17 protein-coding genes are annotated in these 18,741 nt (G+C 69.0%); 4 read left to right on the top strand and 13 right to left on the bottom strand.

What is annotated here, in order from left to right; translation table 11 throughout:
- Positions 1 to 4: 4 nt before the first annotated feature.
- The 13 genes from puhE to bchF all read right to left on the bottom strand — a co-directional run bounded on the left by puhE (position 5) and on the right by bchF (position 14,273).
- Positions 5 to 787 carry a putative photosynthetic complex assembly protein PuhE gene (puhE, locus tag F3S47_RS14000; RefSeq protein WP_150445900.1) on the bottom strand — a complete coding sequence of 261 codons (783 nt, stop codon included), beginning with the start codon at positions 785 to 787 and terminating at the stop codon, positions 5 to 7.
- A 60-nt stretch (positions 788 to 847) separates the two neighbouring features.
- Positions 848 to 1,984 carry a magnesium-protoporphyrin IX monomethyl ester (oxidative) cyclase gene (gene acsF, locus F3S47_RS13995; RefSeq protein WP_150445899.1) on the bottom strand — a complete coding sequence of 379 codons (1,137 nt, stop codon included), beginning with the start codon at positions 1,982 to 1,984 and terminating at the stop codon, positions 848 to 850.
- Positions 1,981 to 2,277 (bottom strand): hypothetical protein, encoded by a 297-nt coding sequence (locus tag F3S47_RS13990; RefSeq protein WP_150445898.1) that lies wholly within the window; start codon positions 2,275 to 2,277, stop codon positions 1,981 to 1,983. Before F3S47_RS13990 ends, acsF begins: the two co-directional genes overlap by 4 nt.
- A 50-nt stretch (positions 2,278 to 2,327) precedes the next feature.
- On the bottom strand, positions 2,328 to 2,783 hold the full coding sequence (gene puhC, locus F3S47_RS13985) for a photosynthetic complex assembly protein PuhC (protein ID WP_150445897.1): 456 nt from the start codon (positions 2,781 to 2,783) through the stop codon (positions 2,328 to 2,330).
- Between the two features lie 4 nt (positions 2,784 to 2,787).
- A complete protein-coding gene (puhB, locus tag F3S47_RS13980; protein WP_150445896.1) occupies positions 2,788 to 3,411 on the bottom strand; it encodes a photosynthetic complex putative assembly protein PuhB in 624 nt (207 codons plus the stop codon).
- 53 nt (positions 3,412 to 3,464) lie between these two features.
- On the bottom strand, positions 3,465 to 4,244 hold the full coding sequence (puhA, locus tag F3S47_RS13975) for a photosynthetic reaction center subunit H (protein WP_150445895.1): 780 nt from the start codon (positions 4,242 to 4,244) through the stop codon (positions 3,465 to 3,467).
- Between the two features lie 18 nt (positions 4,245 to 4,262).
- Positions 4,263 to 5,690, bottom strand: coding sequence for a PucC family protein (locus F3S47_RS13970; RefSeq protein WP_150445894.1), 1,428 nt, complete (start codon positions 5,688 to 5,690; stop codon positions 4,263 to 4,265).
- Entirely contained in the window at positions 5,687 to 6,382 is a 696-nt protein-coding gene (gene bchM, locus F3S47_RS13965; protein WP_150445893.1) for a magnesium protoporphyrin IX methyltransferase, read from the bottom strand. The genes F3S47_RS13970 and bchM overlap by 4 nt, the downstream gene beginning before the upstream one ends.
- Positions 6,382 to 7,278: a ferredoxin:protochlorophyllide reductase (ATP-dependent) iron-sulfur ATP-binding protein gene (gene bchL, locus F3S47_RS13960; RefSeq protein ID WP_150445892.1), complete on the bottom strand. Its 897-nt coding sequence runs from the start codon at positions 7,276 to 7,278 to the stop codon at positions 6,382 to 6,384. The genes bchM and bchL overlap by 1 nt, the downstream gene beginning before the upstream one ends.
- A gap of 91 nt (positions 7,279 to 7,369) precedes the next feature.
- On the bottom strand, positions 7,370 to 10,888 hold the full coding sequence (locus F3S47_RS13955) for a cobaltochelatase subunit CobN (protein ID WP_150445891.1): 3,519 nt from the start codon (positions 10,886 to 10,888) through the stop codon (positions 7,370 to 7,372).
- Positions 10,878 to 12,401, bottom strand: a complete 1,524-nt coding sequence (bchB, locus tag F3S47_RS13950) for a ferredoxin:protochlorophyllide reductase (ATP-dependent) subunit B (RefSeq protein WP_150445890.1) — start codon at positions 12,399 to 12,401, stop codon at positions 10,878 to 10,880. The genes F3S47_RS13955 and bchB overlap by 11 nt, the downstream gene beginning before the upstream one ends.
- Positions 12,402 to 12,489: 88 nt before the next feature.
- Positions 12,490 to 13,773 (bottom strand): ferredoxin:protochlorophyllide reductase (ATP-dependent) subunit N, encoded by a 1,284-nt coding sequence (locus F3S47_RS13945; RefSeq protein WP_150445889.1) that lies wholly within the window; start codon positions 13,771 to 13,773, stop codon positions 12,490 to 12,492.
- On the bottom strand, positions 13,770 to 14,273 hold the full coding sequence (gene bchF, locus F3S47_RS13940; RefSeq protein ID WP_150445888.1) for a 2-vinyl bacteriochlorophyllide hydratase: 504 nt from the start codon (positions 14,271 to 14,273) through the stop codon (positions 13,770 to 13,772). Before bchF ends, F3S47_RS13945 begins: the two co-directional genes overlap by 4 nt.
- 284 nt (positions 14,274 to 14,557) lie before the next feature.
- On the opposite strand from bchF, the gene F3S47_RS13935 reads away from it, so the two are divergent.
- Genes F3S47_RS13935 through chlG form a run of 4 tightly spaced genes read left to right on the top strand, consistent with a single transcriptional unit; the run spans position 14,558 to position 18,741 of the window.
- Positions 14,558 to 15,367 carry a cobalamin B12-binding domain-containing protein gene (locus F3S47_RS13935; RefSeq protein WP_191090195.1) on the top strand — a complete coding sequence of 270 codons (810 nt, stop codon included), beginning with the start codon at positions 14,558 to 14,560 and terminating at the stop codon, positions 15,365 to 15,367.
- Positions 15,368 to 15,402: 35 nt separating this feature from the next.
- On the top strand, positions 15,403 to 16,830 hold the full coding sequence (gene ppsR, locus F3S47_RS13930) for a transcriptional regulator PpsR (protein WP_150445886.1): 1,428 nt from the start codon (positions 15,403 to 15,405) through the stop codon (positions 16,828 to 16,830).
- 40 nt (positions 16,831 to 16,870) lie between these two features.
- Positions 16,871 to 17,785 carry a cation diffusion facilitator family transporter gene (locus F3S47_RS13925; protein ID WP_150445885.1) on the top strand — a complete coding sequence of 305 codons (915 nt, stop codon included), beginning with the start codon at positions 16,871 to 16,873 and terminating at the stop codon, positions 17,783 to 17,785.
- Between the two features lie 44 nt (positions 17,786 to 17,829).
- Complete coding sequence (gene chlG, locus F3S47_RS13920) at positions 17,830 to 18,741, top strand: chlorophyll synthase ChlG (RefSeq protein WP_150445884.1); 912 nt, start codon at positions 17,830 to 17,832, stop codon at positions 18,739 to 18,741.

Below are 18,741 nucleotides of genomic sequence, written 5' to 3'. Positions count from 1 at the left end.
TCGGTCAGTCTTGTCTTGAGCGCGGAGCGGGCAGCATCCAGCGCCAGAGGCGGGCGTCGGGCAGGGGAAGCACCATGAACCAGTGCTCCAGAAGAGCGAGTGCCGAGATCGCGGTGAGCAGCGCGAACTTCACGGTGCTCGCCGGATCGGGGGCCGAGATCAGCCGCTCGGCGAAGCAGCCGGTCGCGAAGGTCAGCAGGGTCACGGCGACCGGAAAGGCCAAGGTGACAGGACCCTGGCGCATGTGGCTCTTCAGGTGGGAGAGGGTCGAGGGCACGAACTCCAGGTTGATCCGGGGAACGCCGAGGAAGAGGTTCAGCTTGGCCGCGATCCGGGCGACGAAGAGGATGGCGTAGGTCCAGAGCGCCGTGTCGTCGGCGGCGCCGGTGGTCAGCAGCACGACCCCCGCGAGACCGCCGAGCAGCAGGACCTCGTGATGCGCGACGGTGCCCCAGGCGGCGGCGAAGCGGTCGCTCCCCGATAGTCCCGGTGCCGCCGGCCGGCGGTCGGGCCCGGTGACGACGCCGGAGAGGAAGGAGAGCTCGATCCAGCCCCAGATCGCCAGCGCACCGGCGAAGCCCGCGTAGGTCGCGGCGACGGACTGGCTCTCCCGCGTGACGATCAGCGCCGCCGCGCCCAGCGCGAGGAGCGGCACGGCCAGGACCAGCGACATGGCGTGCGCCTCGCGGCCGGTCCGGTCGGACCGGCGCACGACCAGCAGGATCGCGCCGGTGGAGAACCACCAGGCGAAAAGGGCCGTCAGCGCTGCGATCCAGGGTGAGCTCATCTGTCCTTCATCTAGCTCCAAATACCGCGGGGGGTGCGGGGGGCTGGCCCCCCGCCTCGCTCAGTAGGCAGGCTCCAGCCGGGAGGTGTCGGGCACCTCGTTGCGCTGGCTCGGGATCGACAGGAGCCCGAGGAAGGCCGCACCGGCCTTCGCCGAACCGGCCCACTGGCGCAGCTTGCCACGCACGCCGCCCTGCCGCTTGGCGGCGGCGATCTCGCGGTTCGCGCGGTCCAGCCGGTCGAGGCCGCGCCGCCAGCGGGGATTGTCGATGTCGAGCGTCAGCGGAAAGACCTGCTTGCTGATCTCGGAGGTCTTTCGGAAGACCTCCTGCCCGTACCACGCGGGATCGACGTCGAGCGCCTCGTGGAAGGCGGGGCGCTGGTGATCGCGGACCCACATGGTCGAGAAGACCGCCGTCAGGAAGAACTTGATCCAGAGCTTGTTCTGCCAGCTCTGGGTGATCTTCGGGTCGGTCCGCATCAGCAGGGCGAAAGCCTCGCCGTGGCTGAACTCGTCGTTGCACCACTCCCGGAACCACTTGAAGATCGGGTGGAAGCGCTTCTCGGGATGCGCCTCAAGGTGGCGGTAGATGGTGATGTACCGCGCGTAGCCGATCTTCTCGCTGAGGTAGGTGGCGTAGTAGATGAACTTGGGCCGGAAGTAGGTGTACTTCTTGGCCTGCGTCAGGAAGCCGAGGTTCACCGCGATCCCCGCCTCGCGCAGGGCGTCGTTGATGAAACCGGCGTGCCGGGCCTCGTCGCGGGCCATGAGCTGGAAGAGGCCGGTGACATCCTCGTTCTTCCCGCGGCGCTTCATCTCCTTGTAGAGCACGCAGCCCGAGAACTCGGCGGTGCAGGAGGAAATGAGAAAGTCGATGAACTCCGCGCGCAGCTTGGGGTCCATGCCCTCCCAGTCGACGGTGTCCCAATCGGCGTTCTTCTTGAAATGGCCCTTGTTCGGGTCCGCTTTCATCCGCGCGATGAGTTGGTCCCATTCGGCGCGGACCGGGCTCACATCGATGGCGTCGAGCTCGTCGAAGTCGGTGGTGTAGAACCGCGGCGTCAGCAGCGTGTTCTGCATCGCCACGTCGGTCGCCATCTTGCTGTCGACCGGCCCGCTCATGTTCTCTGCGGCGAGGCCCTCTTCGGCCGTCTTCGCGTCGGCGGAATGGGCGAGATCTCTGGTTGGCGCGTTCATTGCAGGGCCTCCTCGGAGAAGGAGAATTCACAGAGCTCCATGAACTCCAGGTCGCCCGTCGCGCGGGTCCAGAGCTGTTCCAGCCGGCTGGCGCGGGTAATGACGGCGGTGCGGTCCTCGGAGACGACCTCTCCGTAGGCGGCCATGATCTCGGGCCCCTGCACCTCCACGGTGTCGCCGGGGTTCACGACGGCCCCGTTGTTCAGCCGCACGTGGGCGGAGAGCTCCTCGAAGCGGTGGGAGATGGTGACCGTGCAGGGCGCGGTCTCCTTTTCCCGTGTAATCAGTCCCATGTTCGGTTCCCTTCAGGTTGGGGACCGGGGCTGGCGAGGCCCCGGCCGGTTCAGTCCACGAGCCTGGCGAAGGCGTGGATGTTGTCGGCGCCGTAGCCGATCAGTTCGACAGAGAAGTCGGTGGCGGGATCGAGGATCGCGACGTGCCCGTTCTGGCGGCGGACGATCTCGATGGGCGGCGTGCCGATGACTCCGTGCGCGATGCGACGGCGGTCGATGACCCGTCCCATGACACCGTAGAAACCGCCCAGTTCGTCGGCGGAGGAGGCCAGGACGGTTCCGTTCTCGGAGACGGTGTAGATCCCGCGACCTTCGTGCCGCAGCTCCACCGTCCGCGAGGCTTCGACGGGCGCCTCGACGAGGACTCCGACGTTCGCGCGGCCCGAGAGCTGCTCGTAGGTCACGAGCGCCAGGGCCGCCGCCATCATGGTGAACATGCCGACCACGAGGGCCCGGGGGACCATCTCGCGATCGCGGTTGCGCATCTGCTGTTCGAGGTGGGACATGGCTCTACTCCGCCGCGATCGGTTGCTGGACGGGGGCGACCTGCGGCCGGTTCACCCGTGCCTCGGCGGCCTCGGCGAAGATCTCCGAGACGCGCGCGGCGTCGGGAATGCAGCGCAGGGCGGGCTGGGTGCGGATGTGCCAGGGCCGGACATGCGGCCAGGACATCAGGTAGCTGATCCGCGCGTCGCCGATGGTCTCGAACGCCAGTGTGCCGGTGCCGTCGCGCCGGGTCTGCAGGTGCGCGTTGCCGATCTGCACGTAGGGAACGTTCAGCGTCATGGTGAGCGCCGCCCCGATCCGCAGCGCCACGCGCTTGTTGGTCAGCGTGTAGACGGTCGACCGCGCCTGCATCCAGGCGAGCCCGTAGAGGATCGCACAGGCCACAAGCCCCATGACGAGGAAGGGGATACCGTGCGCGAGCGCCACCGAAACGGACACCAGCGTCGAGCTGACGCCGACCCGCCAGACCGCGACGAGGACGAAGTAGAGCGCGACCCAGTCCATCACGAAGGCCTCCCGCGCGAGCCGCCATGCCGAGGGCGCGCCCTGCCAGAGGATGTGCTCGTCCGGCGGCAGGGCGGCAGGCAGGCCGCGAACCGGTTCGAAGTTGAAGTCGTCGTGGTGCATGGCGGGGTCCCCCTCGTGTGTCCCGGGCGGTGGCGGGCCGCCCGGGGTCTGTGTCAGAGCTTCGGCCCGAGGCGCGACGGATCGGCATAGAGCTTGCCGCCGGCGAAGTAGGCCATGACCTTCTCTTCCTCGAGCAGCGTCACCTCGTCCGGGCTCTTGGCGGTCGGAATGCCGGCGAAGTTCGCGGCATAGAGCGACTGCACGTAGACCCTGTCGGACTTGATGCGGCAGAGGTTGATGGGGATCAGCCTGGTCTGGCCCGTCCCCTCCGGATTCAGGTCCATGACGAGGTACCGGACGAGCGCCTCGGGAATGTCGACCATCATGTCGGTGATGCGGCCCACGACCTCGCCGTCGTAGGAGACCACCGGCTTGCCGCGCGGATCGTTGCCAGCAGTCACGGCGAAGGCCGGAAGCGCCGACATCGGCTTGATCTTCGGATGGCCGTGAGCGTCGAGCTCGGGCGCGTCGCGACGCGGGACCCAGGACGCGGGCCCCACCCCGTCGACCATCGGGTCGCCGGTGGGCTCATAGGGCGCGCCTCCGTGAACGGCCGTCCGGGCGAGCTTCAGATCGGTGCGGTCATGGGCGCGCTCGTTCTCGGCCGAGGGCACGATGGTCTGACCGCGATCGTGCGGCAGGTTCAGGATCTTGGGCTCCGGCAGCGGCCAGCCGGAGATCCCGGTGTCCTTGCCGTCGTCGTCGACGAGCGGGTAGCCCTCGCGCATGTTCTCACGCTGGATGTAGATGATCAGGCCGGCGAAGAAGAACCAGAAGGCCCAGATCGACAGGCTCGCCAGATCGACGTTCCCCCAGAAAGTAACTCCAACCATGTCTTGGTCCTTTCGTTGTCAGGTCGGGAAATCGGCAAGCCCGAGCTTGACCGGTTCCCGGATGCCGATGGGCCGCGCGCGCACGAGCGGGCCGAGGGCGATGAGGGTGAGGAAGATGAGGCCGATCTCGGCGTGGTAGACGACCGAGTAGCCGGTGGCGGGCGTGGCGAGCGCCTCTCCGAACACGCCGGTTCCCGCGGCGTGATTCACGAGGTCACGCGCGGTGCCCCCGATGAAGATGCTGAGCCCCGCGGCGGTGGCCTGTGCCGCGCCCCAGGCGCCGAGGGCGAGGCCCCGGCCCGCGGCGCTGCCGGTGGGCATGGTCATGGCGGCGGTCAGCGTGGCGACCGCGAAGAGCCCCCCGCCGAGCCCGATCAGCGCCGCGCCGGTGAAGAAGAGCGCGGGCGCCTGGGTGGGGGCAGAGAAGATCACCGCCGAGAAGGCGACGAGGCCGATCAGAAGCCCGCCCGCCGCCATCCGGTGCGGGTCGATGCCCCGGGCGAGCCAGCGCGCGGCGAGCGCGAAACCCACGAGCGCCCCGCCGGCCCAGAGGGCGGTGAGCAGCGTCGTCGCGCTGACCGAGAGCCCGAGGATCTCGCCCCCGTAGGGCTCCAGCAGGACATCCTGCATGTTGAAGGCCATGGTGCCGAGGAAGACGACCACCAGCAGCCGCCCGGCATCGCCGCCCGAGGTGAAATCGGCCCAGGCGTCGCGGAACAGGGGCCGCGGCTTGCTGCGTTCCTCGCGGCTCATGGGGCGCACGCGCTCCTGCTTCCACAGGGCGATGACGTTCAGCAGCAGGGTGACCACCGCGGTCCCCTGGATCACCTGCACCAGCCGCAGCGGCGAGAAGTCCCGCAGCAGCCAGCCGACGACCACCGCCGCCAGTGCCATCCCGGCCAGGAAGCTCACATAGAGCAGCGCGACGACCCGGGGGCGCGTCTCCTCGTCGGCGCGGTCGGCGGCAAGCGCGAGACCGGCGGTCTGGGTCATGTGCATGCCCAGCCCCGTCAGCAGGAAGGCGGTCGCGGCGCCGAGGTATCCGGCCACGGGCCAGTCCAGCGTCCGGTCGCCGGACAGGACGAGCAGCGCCATTGGCATGATCGCAAGCCCGCCGAACTGGTAGAGCGTCCCGAACCAGAGATAGGGGATCCGCTTCCACCCGATCGCGGACCGATATGTGTCACTCTTCCAGCCCAGGAGCGCCCGGAATGGAGCCACAAGAACCGGGATCGCGATCATCGCGGCGACGATGGTGGCGGGGACGTCGAGTTCCACGATCATCACCCGGTTCAGTGTGCCGAGCAGCATGACCGTGGCCATGCCCACGCTGATCTGGAAGAGGGACAGCCGCAGAAGCTGCCCGAGCGGCAGGTCGTCCGAGGCCGCGTCGGAGAAGGGCAGGTAGCGGATCGTCACCCTCTTGAGGAGGGCGCGCGGGATCATGCGGACCCCCGCGGCCTGGCGCTCTCGTGGACGAAAGCGGTGGAGATGTAGAAGCCCGAGGTCACGCGTTCGCGCTCGCGCAGGTTCCCGGGGACGCGGGCCTCGCGCAGCGCGGCGGCGAGGCGGGAGCCGCTCTGCGGAACCATGACCGGAGACCGGTCCGAGCGCGGAAAGAGCCGCCCCACCCGCCACATCGCCATCAGCAGGGGCGTGCGCGGCGCGAGGGTGAAGACGATCCGGCCCGAGACGCGCGGGCGCAAGCGGCCCAGGAGCTCGGCCAGTTCCGGCCCATCGTAGTAGATCAGGCTGTCCATCGCGACGACGTGGTCGAACCGCCCGAGGCCCGCGTCAGCCAGGTCTCCCGCGCGGAAGTCGATGCCAAGGCCCGCCGGAGCACGCTCGCGGGCGATCTGGACCAGCTTCGGCGCGATATCCACCGCCGTCACCTCGGCCCCGCGCCGGGCCAGTTCCACCGCCAGCGCCCCTGTCCCGCAGCCCGCGTCGAGCACGCGCTGCCCGGTCAGGTCCGCCGGAAGTTCGGCCAGCAGCGCCGCCCGCATCCGGTCGCGCCCCGCGCGCACCGTGGCGCGGATGCCCGAGACCGGCGCGTCGGAGGTCAGCCGCTCCCATGTCCGGGTCGCGGTGCGGTCGAAGTAATGCTCGACGCGGCTGAGGGTGGCGGCGTGGCGCATCAATCGAATCCCAGCAGCTCGAAGATGTCCCGGTCGGGCAGCGGCTCGGGAGCTAGCGGATCGGTCCCGGCCCAGAGCTTCTCGGCCAGCCGGACGTACTCGGCGCGGCAGCGGACGATGTCCTCGTCGTCGTCCATCTCGAAGAGCGTCTTTTTCTTGAGCCGCGAGCGGCGGATGGCGTCCACGTCGGGCATGTGCCCGATGCGCTTGAACCCCACGGTGTCGCAGAAGCGGTCGACCTCGTCGGTCTCCCGGCTCCGGTTCGCGACGCAGCCAGCCAGGCGGACTTTGTAGTTCTTCGACTTGGCCTGCACCGCCGCGATGATCCGGTTCATCGCGTAGATCGAGTCGAAGTCGTTCGCGGTGACGATGACCGCCCGGTCGGCGTGCTGGAGAGGGGCCGCGAAGCCGCCGCAGACCACGTCTCCGAGGACGTCGAAGATGACGACGTCGGTCTCGTCCAGCAGGTGATGCTGCTTCAGCAGCTTCACAGTCTGGCCCACGACGTAGCCGCCGCAGCCCGTGCCCGCCGGGGGGCCGCCCGCCTCGACACAAAGCACGCCGTTGTAGCCTTCCGACACGAAGTCCTCCGGCCGCAGCTCCTCGGGGTGGAAGTCCACCTCCTTGAGGATATCGATCACCGTGGGCTGAAGGTGCCCCGTCAGGGTGAAGGTCGAGTCGTGCTTGGGGTCGCAGCCGATCTGAAGCACGCGCTTGCCGAGCTTCGAGAAGGCCGCCGACAGGTTCGACGAGGTCGTCGATTTGCCGATCCCGCCCTTGCCGTAGACCGAGAAGACCTTCGCCCCCTCGATCTGCGCAGAGGGATCCTGGTGGACCTGCACCGACCCCTCGCCGTCCTCGCCCCGCAGGTGGGGGATCTCGTCGCGTGGGCTCATGCGAGCCTCCTTCCATTCTTCTGGGCGGAAATATCCCGGGGGTGTGGGGGCTGGCCCCCACCCCGCGGGTCGTCGTATGTGCACGGGCCGGTCATTCTGCGGCGATCCCCTCCATCCGGTCCTCGATGGCGTCGGCCGCGTCCTGCAGAGCCTCGAGCGTGGCGTCGTCGGGCTGCCAGTAGGCACGGTCCGAGGCTTCGAGCAGCCGCCCGGCCATCCGGGCGGAGGCCTTGGGATTGAGTTGCGAGAGCCGCTCCCGCATGGCGGGGTCGAGCAGGAAGGTCTCCGACAGCCGCTGGTAGACCCAGGGCTCCACCTCGCCGGTCGTCGCGGACCAGCCGAGCGTGTTGGTGACATGCGCCTCGATCTGGCGGACGCCCTCGGGGCCGTGCTTCAGCAGGCTCTCGTAGAACTTCGGGTTGAGCGAGCGGGAGCGGGTCTCCAGCGCGACCTGTGCCTGCAGGGTGCGGACCTTGGCCGAACCGCGGGTCTGGTCGCCGATGTAGACGGGCGGGGCGGTGCCGCGGGCCCGGCGAACGGCCCGGGAAATTCCGCCCAGCGTGTCGAAGTAGTGATCGACCGTGGTGACGCCGAGCTCGACGGATTCGAGGTTCTGGTAGGCGAGGTCGACGCAAGACAGGGCGGACTGCAGCAGTTCGGGCTGTGGAGCGGGCCGGCCGTTGCGTCCGTAGGCGAAGCACTTGCGGGTCTGGTAGGCATCCGCGAGCTCGTCCTCGTCCCCGAAGGCCGAGCCATCGACCAGCGCGCCCACGTTGGAGCCGTAGGTGCCCTCCGCGTTGGAGAAGACCCTGAGCGCCGCCGTCTCGAGGTCGCAGCCGGTGCGGGCGGCATGGGCAAGGGTATTGGCGCGGACGAAGTTCCGCTCTTCCGGCTCGTCGGCCATGGCGGCTTTCCAGGCGGCCTCGGCCAGCAGGCGGGTCTGCAGCGGCAGCAGGTCGCGGAAGATGCCAGAGAGCGTCATCACCACGTCGATCCGGGGGCGGCCCAGCTCCTCCAGCGGGATCAAGTCCGCGCCCGCGAGCCGTCCGAAGCTGTCGAAGCGCGGCCGCGCCCCGATGAGGGCGAGGGCCTGTCCGATGGGCGCGCCGTCCGACTTGATGTTGTCGGACCCCCAGAGCACCAGCGCGATCGAACGCGGCAGGCTGTCGTGGGCTTCGAGCAGCAGCTTGGCCTGCGCCGCGCCCTCGGCGAGGGCATAGGCGGTAGGCATCCGGAAGGGATCGAAGGCGTGCAGGTTGCGGCCCGTAGGCAGGATCTCGGGCGAGCGGATCAGGTCGCCGCCGGGCACCGGGGCGATGTAGCGGGCGGAGAGCGCCCGCATCAGGGCAGGAAGCTCCGTATCCCGGCCAAGGTGCGGGGCGGCGGCCTCGCGATGCTCCTCGGGCATGAGCGCCAACAGATCGGTCTTCTGGTCGTCGCTCATGGGACGGCCCAGGATGTGCAGCCCGTCTGGGATCAAGGAGCCCTCGGTCTCCAGCACGGCATGCCAGAGCTCTTCCGGCTCGCCCACGAGGTCGACCGCCGCCGCCTCGTCGCGGATCAGGCGGACCAGCTCGGGATCGTCGTCCCCGGCGCGCCAGCGGTTCAGGCTGTCCTTCAGCGCGGCCAGTCCCTTGTAGAGACCGGCCGAGGCCAGCGGCGGCGTCAGGTGGCTGATCGTGACTGCCCCGGCGCGGCGCTTGGCGAGGCTCGCCTCGGAGGGATTGTTGGCGGCGTAAAGGTAGACGTGCGGCATCCGGCCCATCAGCCGGTCCGGCCAGTCGCGACCGTCCAGACCGGTCTGCTTGCCGGGCATGAACTCGAGCGCCCCGTGCATCCCGAAGTGCAGGACCGCATCGGCCCTCAGGCTCTCGCGCAGCCAGAGGTAGAAGGCCGAGAAGGCATGCGTGGGCGCAAACCCTTTCTCGAACATCAGCCGCATCGGGTCGCCTTCCCAGCCGAAACCGGGCTGGAGACCCACGAAAACCTTGCCGAAATGGCAGCCGAGGATGTGAACGCCGCGCCCGTCGGAGAGGTGACGGCCCGGAGCCGGTCCCCAGACCTCCTCGATCTCGGAGAGCCAGGGCGTGCCGCGCACGATTTCGTCGGCAGAGACATGGGCCGCGACGTTGCCGTCCTGCCCGAAGCGCTCGGCATTGCCGCCAAGGACCATCTCCCGCAGGGCCTCCACCGTCTCGGGCAGGTCGACGTCGTAGCCCTCCGACTTCATCCGGCGCAGGGTCGCATGCAGGCTCTCGAAAACCGAGAGGTAGGCCGCGGTGCCTGCCGCGCCGGAGTTCGGCGGGAAGTTGAAGAGGACGATGGCGACGGTCTTGTCCGCGTTCGTCTTGCGGCGGAGCGCGGTGAGGCGCCGGGTCTTGTCGGCCAGCGCCTCGATCCGCTCCGGGACGGGCTCCATGGCGCGGGGCTCGGCAGTGGTCCCTTCGCGATCCGCACGGGTCCAGCCGCCGGGACCGTGCCGGCCGGCGAAGACGGTGGGGCTGCTGGCGCCGTCGATCTCGGGCAGGGCGACCAGCATGGTCGTCTCGATGGGTCCGAGCCCCTGCCCGCTTTCGGACCACTGTTCGATGGTCTGGAATTCGAGCGGATGGGCCGAGAGATAGGGTACGTCGAGCCGTGTGAGGGTCTCCACCGCGGCGGCGCTGTCGTTGTAGGCCGGTCCGCCGACGAGACTGAAGCCGGTCAGCGAGACCAGCGCGTCTATCCGGCCCTCGAAGTAGGTTTCGATCGCCGGACGCCCGTCGAGACCGCCGGCGAAGGCGGGAAGGACACGCAGGCCCTTCGCCTCGAAGGCGCGGATGACGGCGTCGTAATGCGCGCGGTCGGAGGCGAGGATGTAGGACCGCATCAACAGCAGGCCCACGGTCGCGACCGCCCCCTCCGGGGCGGGCACCGCATCGGGATCGGTGGTGATCCGCGTGCCGGGAAGATCGGGGTGGTAGAGGCCGAGCTCGGGGTAGTCGACCGGATCGTGCGCCTCGCGGCCCGAGAACTCGGGCCGGTCGGCGTAACGCCCGACGAGGAAACGCAGCATCTCGGCGATGTTGTCGTCCGAGCCGCCGAGCCAGTACTGCATCGACAGGAACCAGGCGCGCAGGTCCTGCGCCTTGCCCGGGATCAGCCGCAGGATCTTCGGCAGGCGCTTCAGCATCCGCATCTGCTTTTCGCCCGAGGCGCCGCCGGGCTTCGAGGAGCCGCGCAGCTTCTTCATCAGGCGCGAGAGGGCGGAGGGCGGCGCGGCCATGTCGAGCTCGCCCATGGCGGTGAGCTTGACGATGCGCGGGTCGGCGATGAGACCGACGAGGGCATCGGCATCGCCGCGGCGTGCCTCGAGGTCGGGCAGGATCGCGGCGACGTGCTCTTCGAGAAAGAGCATGTTGGCGACGATGAGGTCGGCCTCGGCCACGGCCTCTTTCGCCTCGGTGAGGCGCTCGGGCTGCTCCGCCCACTCGGCAGCGGCATGGACGCCGATCTCGAGCCCCGGAAAGTCGGGCGCGAGCCGCAGCGCCGCCCGCCGCGCCGGCCCGGCGGCGTGGGCGTCGAGCGTGACGATGGCCACGCGGTAGGGGCGGATCAGGTCATCGCGCATAGTGGGCCTTGGCCTCGTAGAGCGTATCGACGCCGATTTCCGTCTGGCCGCGCTCGGCCGCGAAGGTCTCGGTGTTCCGACGGGCCTTGCCGCGGACGAAGAAGGGGATCTTCTTGAGCTCCTTCTCGGCGGCGGGGAGCCAGACGACACCGACGGTGCTCTCGGGCACGCGCTCCTCCGCCCGGACGGGCGACGTCGCCGCATGGCCGCCGCCGTGATGGCTGGGGCCGGCGTCGTCGTGGAACTCGAAATCCTCGCGGAACATCGCCAGCAGGTGTTCCTCGAGCCCCATGACCAGCGGATGCACCAGCGTGTCGAAGAGCACGTTGGCGCCCTCGAAGCCCATGACGGGCGAGTAGCGCGCGGGGAAATCCTGGACGTGCACCGGCGCGGAGATGACGGCGCAGGGGATGCCCAGCCGCTTGCCTATGTGGCGTTCCATCTGGGTGCCGAGGATCATCTCGGGCGCGAGCCGCTCGATCTCGGCCTCGACGTCGAGGTAGTCGTCGGTGATCAGTGCCTCGACACCGTACTCTTTCGCGAGCTTGCGCAGGGGCCGGGCGAATTCGCGGTTGTAGCAGCCCATGCCCGCGACTTCGAAGCCCATCTCGTCGCGCGCGACGCGGGCCATGGCCATGACGTGGGTCGCGTCCCCGAAGAGGAAGACGCGCTTGCCGGTCAGGTAAGTGCTGTCGACGGAGGCGGTCCACCAGGGCAGGCGCAGGTGGCTCTCGTCAGGCAGGATGTCGGTCCCGGCGATCTGCTGAACTTCGCGGACGAAGTCACGCGTGGCGCCGACGCCGATGGGGATCGTCCGGGTGTAGGGCTGGCCGTGCTCCTTCTGCAGCCAGCGGGCCGCGGCCTCGGCCGTCTCGGGGTAGAGCAGGACGTTGAAGTGCGCCGCCGGCAGGCGGGCGATGTCCGCGGGCGTCGCGTCGAGCGGAGCGGCGACGTTCACCTCGATGCCCATGTCGGCCAGCAGGCTGGTGATCTCGGCGATGTCGTCCCGGTGGCGGAAGCCCAGCGCGGTGCCACCGAGGATGTTGCAGGTGATCCGCGCGGTGCGGTCCTGCGGCTGCGCGAGGGCGCGGCAGAGACGGTAGAAGGTCTCGTCGCAGCCGTAGTTCTCCTTGCGCTGGTAGGAGGGCAGCTCGAGCGGCACGACGGGGATGCCGAGGTCCATGGTCTCGGCCATGCCGCCGGGATCGTCCTGGATCAGCTCGGCGGTGCAGGAGGCGCCGACGATGATGGCCTCGGGCCGGAAGCGGGCGACGGCCTCCTCGCAGGCGGTGCGGAAGAGGCCGGCGGTGTCGGCCCCGAGGTCGCGCGCCTGGAACGTGGTGTAGGTGACCGGCGGCCGGTGGTTGCGCCGCTCGATCATGGTGAAGAGCAGGTCCGCGTAGGTGTCGCCCTGCGGCGCGTGCAGGACGTAATGCAGGCCCTTCATTCCGGTGGCGATCCGCATCGCGCCGACGTGGGGCGGGCCCTCGTATGTCCAGACGGACAGCTTCACGGGGTTCCCCCATGGTGCAAGTTCCGGGCGCGGACCGGGGGCGCTTCGCCCCCCGGACCCCCAGAGGATATTTCCGCCCAGAAGAGGATCATTCGGCCGCCTCCAGCCGGAGCGCCTGCTTGCGGCGGATGGGACGGGCGAAGAGCGCGGCGAGGTCGCCGGCCTGTTCGTAGAAATGCACCGGGGTGAAGACGAGTTCGATCGCCCACTTGGTTGCCAACCCCTCGGCCTCCAGCGGATTGGCGAGACCGAGGCCGCAGACGGTGAGGTCGGGCCGGTCGGCGCGGGCCCGGTCGAGCTGGCGGTCGACGTCCTGCCCCTCGGCGATGCGCGGGCCCTGGGGCAACAGGTCGAGGTCCGGCCCGTGGAGCGCGTCGCGGATATAGGGCTGGGCCACTTCGAGCGGCTCCATCCCGCATTCCCGGGACAGGAAGCGGGCCAGGGGGATCTCCATCTGGCTGTCGGGGAAGAAGAAGAGCGACTTGCCCGCGAGGGTTTCCGCTGCAGCCGCCACGGCCTTGCGAGCACGGGCGCGCGGAGCCTCGGTCACCTCGGCGAAGCGCTCGGGGCTCACGCCGAACTCGGTGGCGATGGCGGCGAGCCACGCGGTGGTGCCTTCCTCGCCGTAGGGAAAGGGCGCGGGGATGTGGCGCGCGCCGCGGCGTGCGAGCGCCTCGTGGGTCTCGCCCAGGAAAGGCTGGGCTAGGGCGTAGGCGGTATTCGGGCCGACCGCCGTCTCCGCGTCGATGTTGCGGGCGGGGAGAAGCCGGACCGGACCGATACCGAGGCCGGAGAGCAGAGAGAGCATCTGGTCCTCGACCACGTCGGGCAGGGCGCCGACGACCAGGAGCTCGCGCTCCTGCGTTTCCGGCAGGACGGGAACCATGGCGGCGAGACAGGCGTCCTCACCCTCGGTGAAGGTCGTCTCGATGCCCGAGCCGGAGTAGTTGAGCACCCGGACCCGCGGCGCATGCCGGGCGGAGAGGCGCTCGGCGGCCTTGGAGAGGTCGAGCTTGATGACCTCGGACGGACAGGACCCCACGAGGAAGAGCTGACGGATGTCTGGGCGGCGGGACAGGAGCCGCTCGACCTCCCGGTCGAGTTCGTCCTGGGCATCGGCCATGCCGGCGAGGTCGGCCTCTTCGAGGATCGCTGTGCCGAAGCGGGGCTCGGCGAAGATCATCACGCCGGCGGCGGACTGAAGGAGATGCGCGCAGGTGCGCGAACCGACGACGAGAAAGAAGGCGTCCTGCATCTTGCGGTGCAGCCAGACGATGCCGGTGAGCCCGCAGAAGACCTCGCGCTGTCCCCGTTCCTTGAGGACGGGCGCGGAGCGGCAGCCGCCCGCCGCCGGGAGCTCGGGCCGGCTCATGCGGGGACCCCCGCGAGGTCGGCCCGTCCGCGGCGCATCTTGAGGAGAAACTGCGCGGCGTTGATCGCGTAGGCGGCATAGGCGGCAAGGGCCACAGCCATCAGGGCAGCGGGATCCCAGCCCGCGGCCAGGAGCCCCCAGAGGTAGACCGTGTGCAGGGCGATGACGACGAACGAGACGACGTCTTCCCAAAAGAAGGCCGGGGCGAGGAGGTACTGGCCGAAGACGACCTTCTCCCAGATCGCGCCGGTCACCATGATGACGTAGAGTACCGCCGTCTTCGCGACGATCGAGACGGTCGCCGCCTCGTAGGCCGCGCCGGTGCGCAGGTAGGTCAGAACGAGCGCGAGGGAGACGAGGAAGACGACGAACTGCAGCGGCGCCAGCAGACCCTGAACGAGGGTCCAGCGCGTGGCGTCGCGCCGGGCGCGTTCCTCTGGAGTGTAGAGGGGGGCTGCGGCTGCAGGCCTCGCTCCGGAGGTGGTGCTGGCGAAGGCCATGTCAACCTCGTGAGACATTCGATACCGTAAACTCTAGGGTCGAGAATCGTCGTGTGTCAACTTTTCCTTACACATTGCACACCGTCATCCATCACTAATGATCTTCGCAAGACACCGCTTGAAGCCCACGTCTACGGGGTGAAATGCCCCTGGCCAGTCGGCACCGGAACGACTGTCAATTTGCTTTGACATTATTTGGGTCTTCCCGGAGACTAGCCGCGGCGGCGAGCTTGCTGGCCGTTTGCTCGCCTCAGCCCGACCGATCAGCCTTCGGAGGCACGGAAATGCCGGAAAAGCCCAGCCAAAGGGACACCGCGCCGCGCGATGCCTCCGGGCGCGGGGTCGGCTCTCTCGCGAACCGGGCGCTCTCGGTCGTCGCGGCGCGTGCGCCTCGGCCGGAGGGACGCTCCGGAGAGCTGAACGCGGGCTTCATGGACCAGCTCGACAGCGCCGTGTGCGACCCCGAGCGTGACGGCAGCCTCCTGGTGCTCCGGCGGATGATCGCGTCGGGGATCCGGCCCGAGGCGGTCGCCGATCTCTACATTCCCGCCCTCGCCCGCCGGATCGGCGAGGAGTGGTGTGCCGACCGCCTGAGCTTCACCCTCGTCACGATCAGCCTCGCCCGGTTGCAGGGCCTGCTGCGGGCGGTTTCGCCCGACTGGCGGGCCGACAGGTCCGCGGCGCCGGACGCCCAGACGGTCCTGTTAGTCGTTCCGGCCGAGGAGCAGCACACGTTGGGTGCCCTCGTCCTGGCAGGGCAGATGCGCCGGCGGGGGATTTCGGTCCGCGTGAAGCTCGGCTTCTGCCACCGGGAGATGCGCCGCGAACCAATGCCCGGCCGGTACGACGCCGTGATGATTTCGGCGGCGCGCGGGCAATCGCTTGATTCCCTCGGCAAGGTAGTGGAAACGCTGCGCCGGGCGGTGATCGGATCGCCGCCCGTCGTAATCGGCGGAAGCGTCGTCGAGACGGCGCGGGACCTCTGCCGTTCGACGGGCGCCGATTTCGGCACCAACGATCTGAACGAGGCTCTCGACCGGTGCGACCTGAACCAAGACTGCGGACCTCTCGCACCCCGCATGATGAGGACCTGACCCATGAGGCCACGGCGCTACCACAAGAGCGTACTTTGACCTCCCGGGGGGCCAAATACTGGAACAGCGGAGCCATTCCGCTCATCGCGCCCGAGATACTCGGCGATATCATCACCCAGATATCGGACGTGGGTGTCGTGGTGTCCGAGACAGGGTCCGTCCTGTCGGTCCTCGTGAACCCGATGAACGATAGCTTCCAGGCCTTGCACGGCCTCGAGGGGCAGGACTTCCGGACCGGACTGACCTCGGAGAGCGTGGAGAAGTTCGACGAGCGCCTGCAGAGCTTCCTGGAGGGCGGCGAGACAGGCAACGTCCGGCCCATCGAGTTGAACCATTCCTACGGCCAGGTCAGCCCCGACTTCCCCGTTCGCTACTCCTTCCACCGGATCGGCCCTGACGGCGCGATCCTCCTGCTCGGCCGCGACCTCAAGCCCGTCGCCGAGATGCAGCAGCAGCTGGTCAAGGCTCAGATCGCGCTCGAACGGGACTACGAGGCCCAGAGAGAGAGCGACACCCGCTACCGGGTGCTGATGGAAGCGAGCCGCGAGGCCTATGTTTTCGTCTCGGTCCACGACGGCCGCATCGTCGAGGGCAATACCGCGGCGGGCGCATTGCTCGGGCGGCGCCGCGACGACCTGCCGGAGGCCGGGCTCTCCGAACTCTGCGAGCCGAAGCGCAAGGGCGACCTGATCGAGACGCTGCGCACCCAGGCCCTGTCGGACCGGCCCGTGCCGGTAGACGCCCTGGTGCGCCACGGCAAGGAGCCCGTCTCGCTGGTGCCGACCATCTTCCGCTCCGCAGGCGAGCGGATGCTCCTTGTCCGGATCGAACCGCTGTCCGAGGGCAAGGTGAGCCAGGATGCGCTGTCGAACCGGCTGATCGACCTCTACCAGAGCGGGCCGGACGCGATCGTCTTCACGGATGCGGGCGGCACGATCCTCTCCGCGAACGAGGGCTTCCTCGACCTCATCGACACAGCGCACGACCTCAGCGTGAAGGGACGTTCCCTGACCGAGTTCCTGCACCGCGGCTCGGTCGATCTGCGGGTTCTGTCGGAAAACGCCGCCAGGGCAGGTCGCATGCGAATGTACGCGACGAAGGTGATGGGCGACTACACCAGGCCCCGCTCCGTCGAGATCGCGGCGACCGCGCTAGACGCCGGCGAGGCCCAGATCTTTGCCTACGTGATCCGCGACGTCTCGCGCGCCGAGACGGTTCGCAGCGCCGCCTCGCCGGTGAGCGACGAGGGGATGCGGTCGGTCATGGAACTCGTGGGCTCCGCGACGCTCAAGGAGATCGTCAGCGAGACGACCAACGTGGTCGAGAAGATGTGCATCGAGACCGCGGTCGAGCTGACCATGAACAACCGGGTCGCCGCGGCCGAGATGCTCGGCCTCTCGCGCCAGTCGCTTTACGTGAAGCTCCGCAAATACGGACTGCTGAGCCGGGACGACGAGGCCTGAGGACTTGAGGTCGGGCCCGTCAGGGCCCACTGTCTGATCGATGCCGCACGATCACCATCATCACCATGTCCCGCAGGGCGACGGCAAGCTCGTCGCCGCGGTGGGCGTGAACCTGTTCCTCACCGTCGCGCAGGTGGTGGGTGGCGTGATCTCGGGCTCCCTGGCGTTGATCGCCGACGCGCTTCACAACCTCTCCGACGCGCTCGCGCTGGTGATCGCGCTCGTCGCCCGCAAGATCGCGCGCCGCCCGGCCGACGCCGAGATGACCTTCGGCTACGCGCGGGCCGAAACGGTGGCGGCGCTGGTGAATTACACCACGCTGATCGTCCTGGCACTCTACCTCGTCTACGAGGCCCTGATGGGCGTGATCTCGCCCGAGCCCGTTGCCGGCTGGATCATGGTGATCGTTGCCGGCATCGCCCTCGCGGTCGACCTGGCGACGGCGGCGCTGACCTACGCCATGTCGAAGACGAGCCAGAACATCCGCGCCGCCTTCCTGCACAATCTCGCGGACGCGCTGGGTTCGGTTGCCGTCATCGTCGCGGGCTCGCTGATCCTGCTCTTCGGCTGGACCATCGTCGACCCGATCGTGACCTTCGCCATCGCCGGTTACATCCTGTGGATGTCCATCGCGGAAATCGGCGGCGTCATCCGGATCCTGATGCTCGGCGCGCCCGACACGATCGACACGGGCAACGTGGTTCGGGACATCGCGGCAGTCGAAGGCGTGGACTCCGTCCACCACGCGCACCTCTGGCAGATGGAGGAGCATCGCCCGGCCCTCGAGGCGCACGTCGTGATCGCGGCAGGCCGCTGGGGCGAGGCAGACGCGATCAAGGGCCGGGTCAAGGACGCGCTGCAGCGCGTCGGCATCGACCATTCGACGCTCGAATTGGAATGTTCGAACCACGCCTGCACCGATCCGAAGGTCATCGGGCACCGGGTGTCAGGCTGAGTTTACACTTGCCGAGAATCGCGCCGTCAGCCTAGACTGACACCATGAGTGCGACCCCCGACATCGCCGCCCTCGAGGCACGCCGCTGGCCCGAGCCGCGGGCGGCGCTGCAACTCATCAAGCCGATCACCTGGTTCCCGCCGATGTGGGCCTTCGCCTGCGGGGCTGTCTCCTCGGGCGGGTCGCTGTCGCAGGGCTGGGGGCTGGTGCTTCTCGGCATTCTGCTCGCCGGTCCCATCGTCTGCGGGATGAGCCAGGCGGCCAACGACTGGTGCGATCGGCACGTCGACGCGATCAACGAGCCCGACCGCCCGATCCCCTCGGGCCGCATTCCCGGGCGATGGGGGCTCTGGATCGCGCTCGCGATGTCCGCTTTGTCTCTGCTCGTGGGCTGGCAACTCGGGCCCTGGGGGTTCGGCGCGACCGTGGCCGCCGTGCTCGCCGCCTGGGCCTATTCGGCAGAGCCCGTGCGGTTGAAGCGTTCCGGCTGGTGGGGTCCGGGACTGGTGGGCCTGTCCTACGAGACCCTGCCCTGGATTACCGGCGCCGCGGTTCTCTCGGCCGGCGCCCCTGCCCCCGAGGTCCTGCTCGTCGCCCTGCTCTACGGGATCGGCGCGCACGGGATCATGACGCTCAACGATTTCAAGGCGCTGGAAGGCGATCGCCAGACCGGCGTGAACTCATTGCCCGTCACGCTCGGCCCCGAGCGGGCGGCCAGGCTCGCCTGCGCCGTCATGGCGCTTCCGCAAGCTGTCGTCGTCGGCCTTCTCGCTTTCTGGGACCGGCCCTGGCATGCGCTCGCGGTCGCCGGGCTTTTGCTGCTGCAGGCCCTCGCCATGCGGACCCTGCTGCGCGACCCGAAGGGCAAGGCGCCCTGGTACAACGGCACCGGGGTCCTTCTCTACATCACCGGCATGATGATCGCGGCCACGGCGCTGCGCGGACTGGGGGTCTGA

The organism is Histidinibacterium aquaticum, assembly GCF_008710275.1.
Taxonomy (GTDB): Bacteria; Pseudomonadota; Alphaproteobacteria; order Rhodobacterales; family Rhodobacteraceae; genus Oceanicola; species Oceanicola aquaticus.
Note: the sequence above shows the minus strand (reverse complement) of the source record. Positions and strands in the feature narration are given on the sequence as shown.

Excerpts from the sequence above, each read along its gene's own strand:
- bchM (WP_150445893.1), bottom strand. The coding sequence starts at position 6,382 with ATGCGCCACGCCGCCACCCTCAGCCGCGTCGAGCATTACTTCGACCGC.
- F3S47_RS13935 (WP_191090195.1), top strand. The coding sequence starts at position 14,558 with ATGCCGGAAAAGCCCAGCCAAAGGGACACCGCGCCGCGCGATGCCTCC.
- bchL (WP_150445892.1), bottom strand. The coding sequence starts at position 7,278 with ATGAGCCCACGCGACGAGATCCCCCACCTGCGGGGCGAGGACGGCGAG.
- F3S47_RS13990 (WP_150445898.1), bottom strand. The coding sequence starts at position 2,277 with ATGGGACTGATTACACGGGAAAAGGAGACCGCGCCCTGCACGGTCACC.
- F3S47_RS13945 (WP_150445889.1), bottom strand. The coding sequence starts at position 13,773 with ATGAGCCGGCCCGAGCTCCCGGCGGCGGGCGGCTGCCGCTCCGCGCCC.
- acsF (WP_150445899.1), bottom strand. The coding sequence starts at position 1,984 with ATGAACGCGCCAACCAGAGATCTCGCCCATTCCGCCGACGCGAAGACG.
- F3S47_RS13970 (WP_150445894.1), bottom strand. The coding sequence starts at position 5,690 with ATGATCCCGCGCGCCCTCCTCAAGAGGGTGACGATCCGCTACCTGCCC.
- chlG (WP_150445884.1), top strand. The coding sequence starts at position 17,830 with ATGAGTGCGACCCCCGACATCGCCGCCCTCGAGGCACGCCGCTGGCCC.
- puhA (WP_150445895.1), bottom strand. The coding sequence starts at position 4,244 with ATGGTTGGAGTTACTTTCTGGGGGAACGTCGATCTGGCGAGCCTGTCG.
- bchF (WP_150445888.1), bottom strand. The coding sequence starts at position 14,273 with ATGGCCTTCGCCAGCACCACCTCCGGAGCGAGGCCTGCAGCCGCAGCC.
- puhC (WP_150445897.1), bottom strand. The coding sequence starts at position 2,783 with ATGTCCCACCTCGAACAGCAGATGCGCAACCGCGATCGCGAGATGGTC.
- F3S47_RS13955 (WP_150445891.1), bottom strand. The coding sequence starts at position 10,888 with ATGCGCGATGACCTGATCCGCCCCTACCGCGTGGCCATCGTCACGCTC.
- puhE (WP_150445900.1), bottom strand. The coding sequence starts at position 787 with ATGAGCTCACCCTGGATCGCAGCGCTGACGGCCCTTTTCGCCTGGTGG.
- F3S47_RS13925 (WP_150445885.1), top strand. The coding sequence starts at position 16,871 with ATGCCGCACGATCACCATCATCACCATGTCCCGCAGGGCGACGGCAAG.
- puhB (WP_150445896.1), bottom strand. The coding sequence starts at position 3,411 with ATGCACCACGACGACTTCAACTTCGAACCGGTTCGCGGCCTGCCTGCC.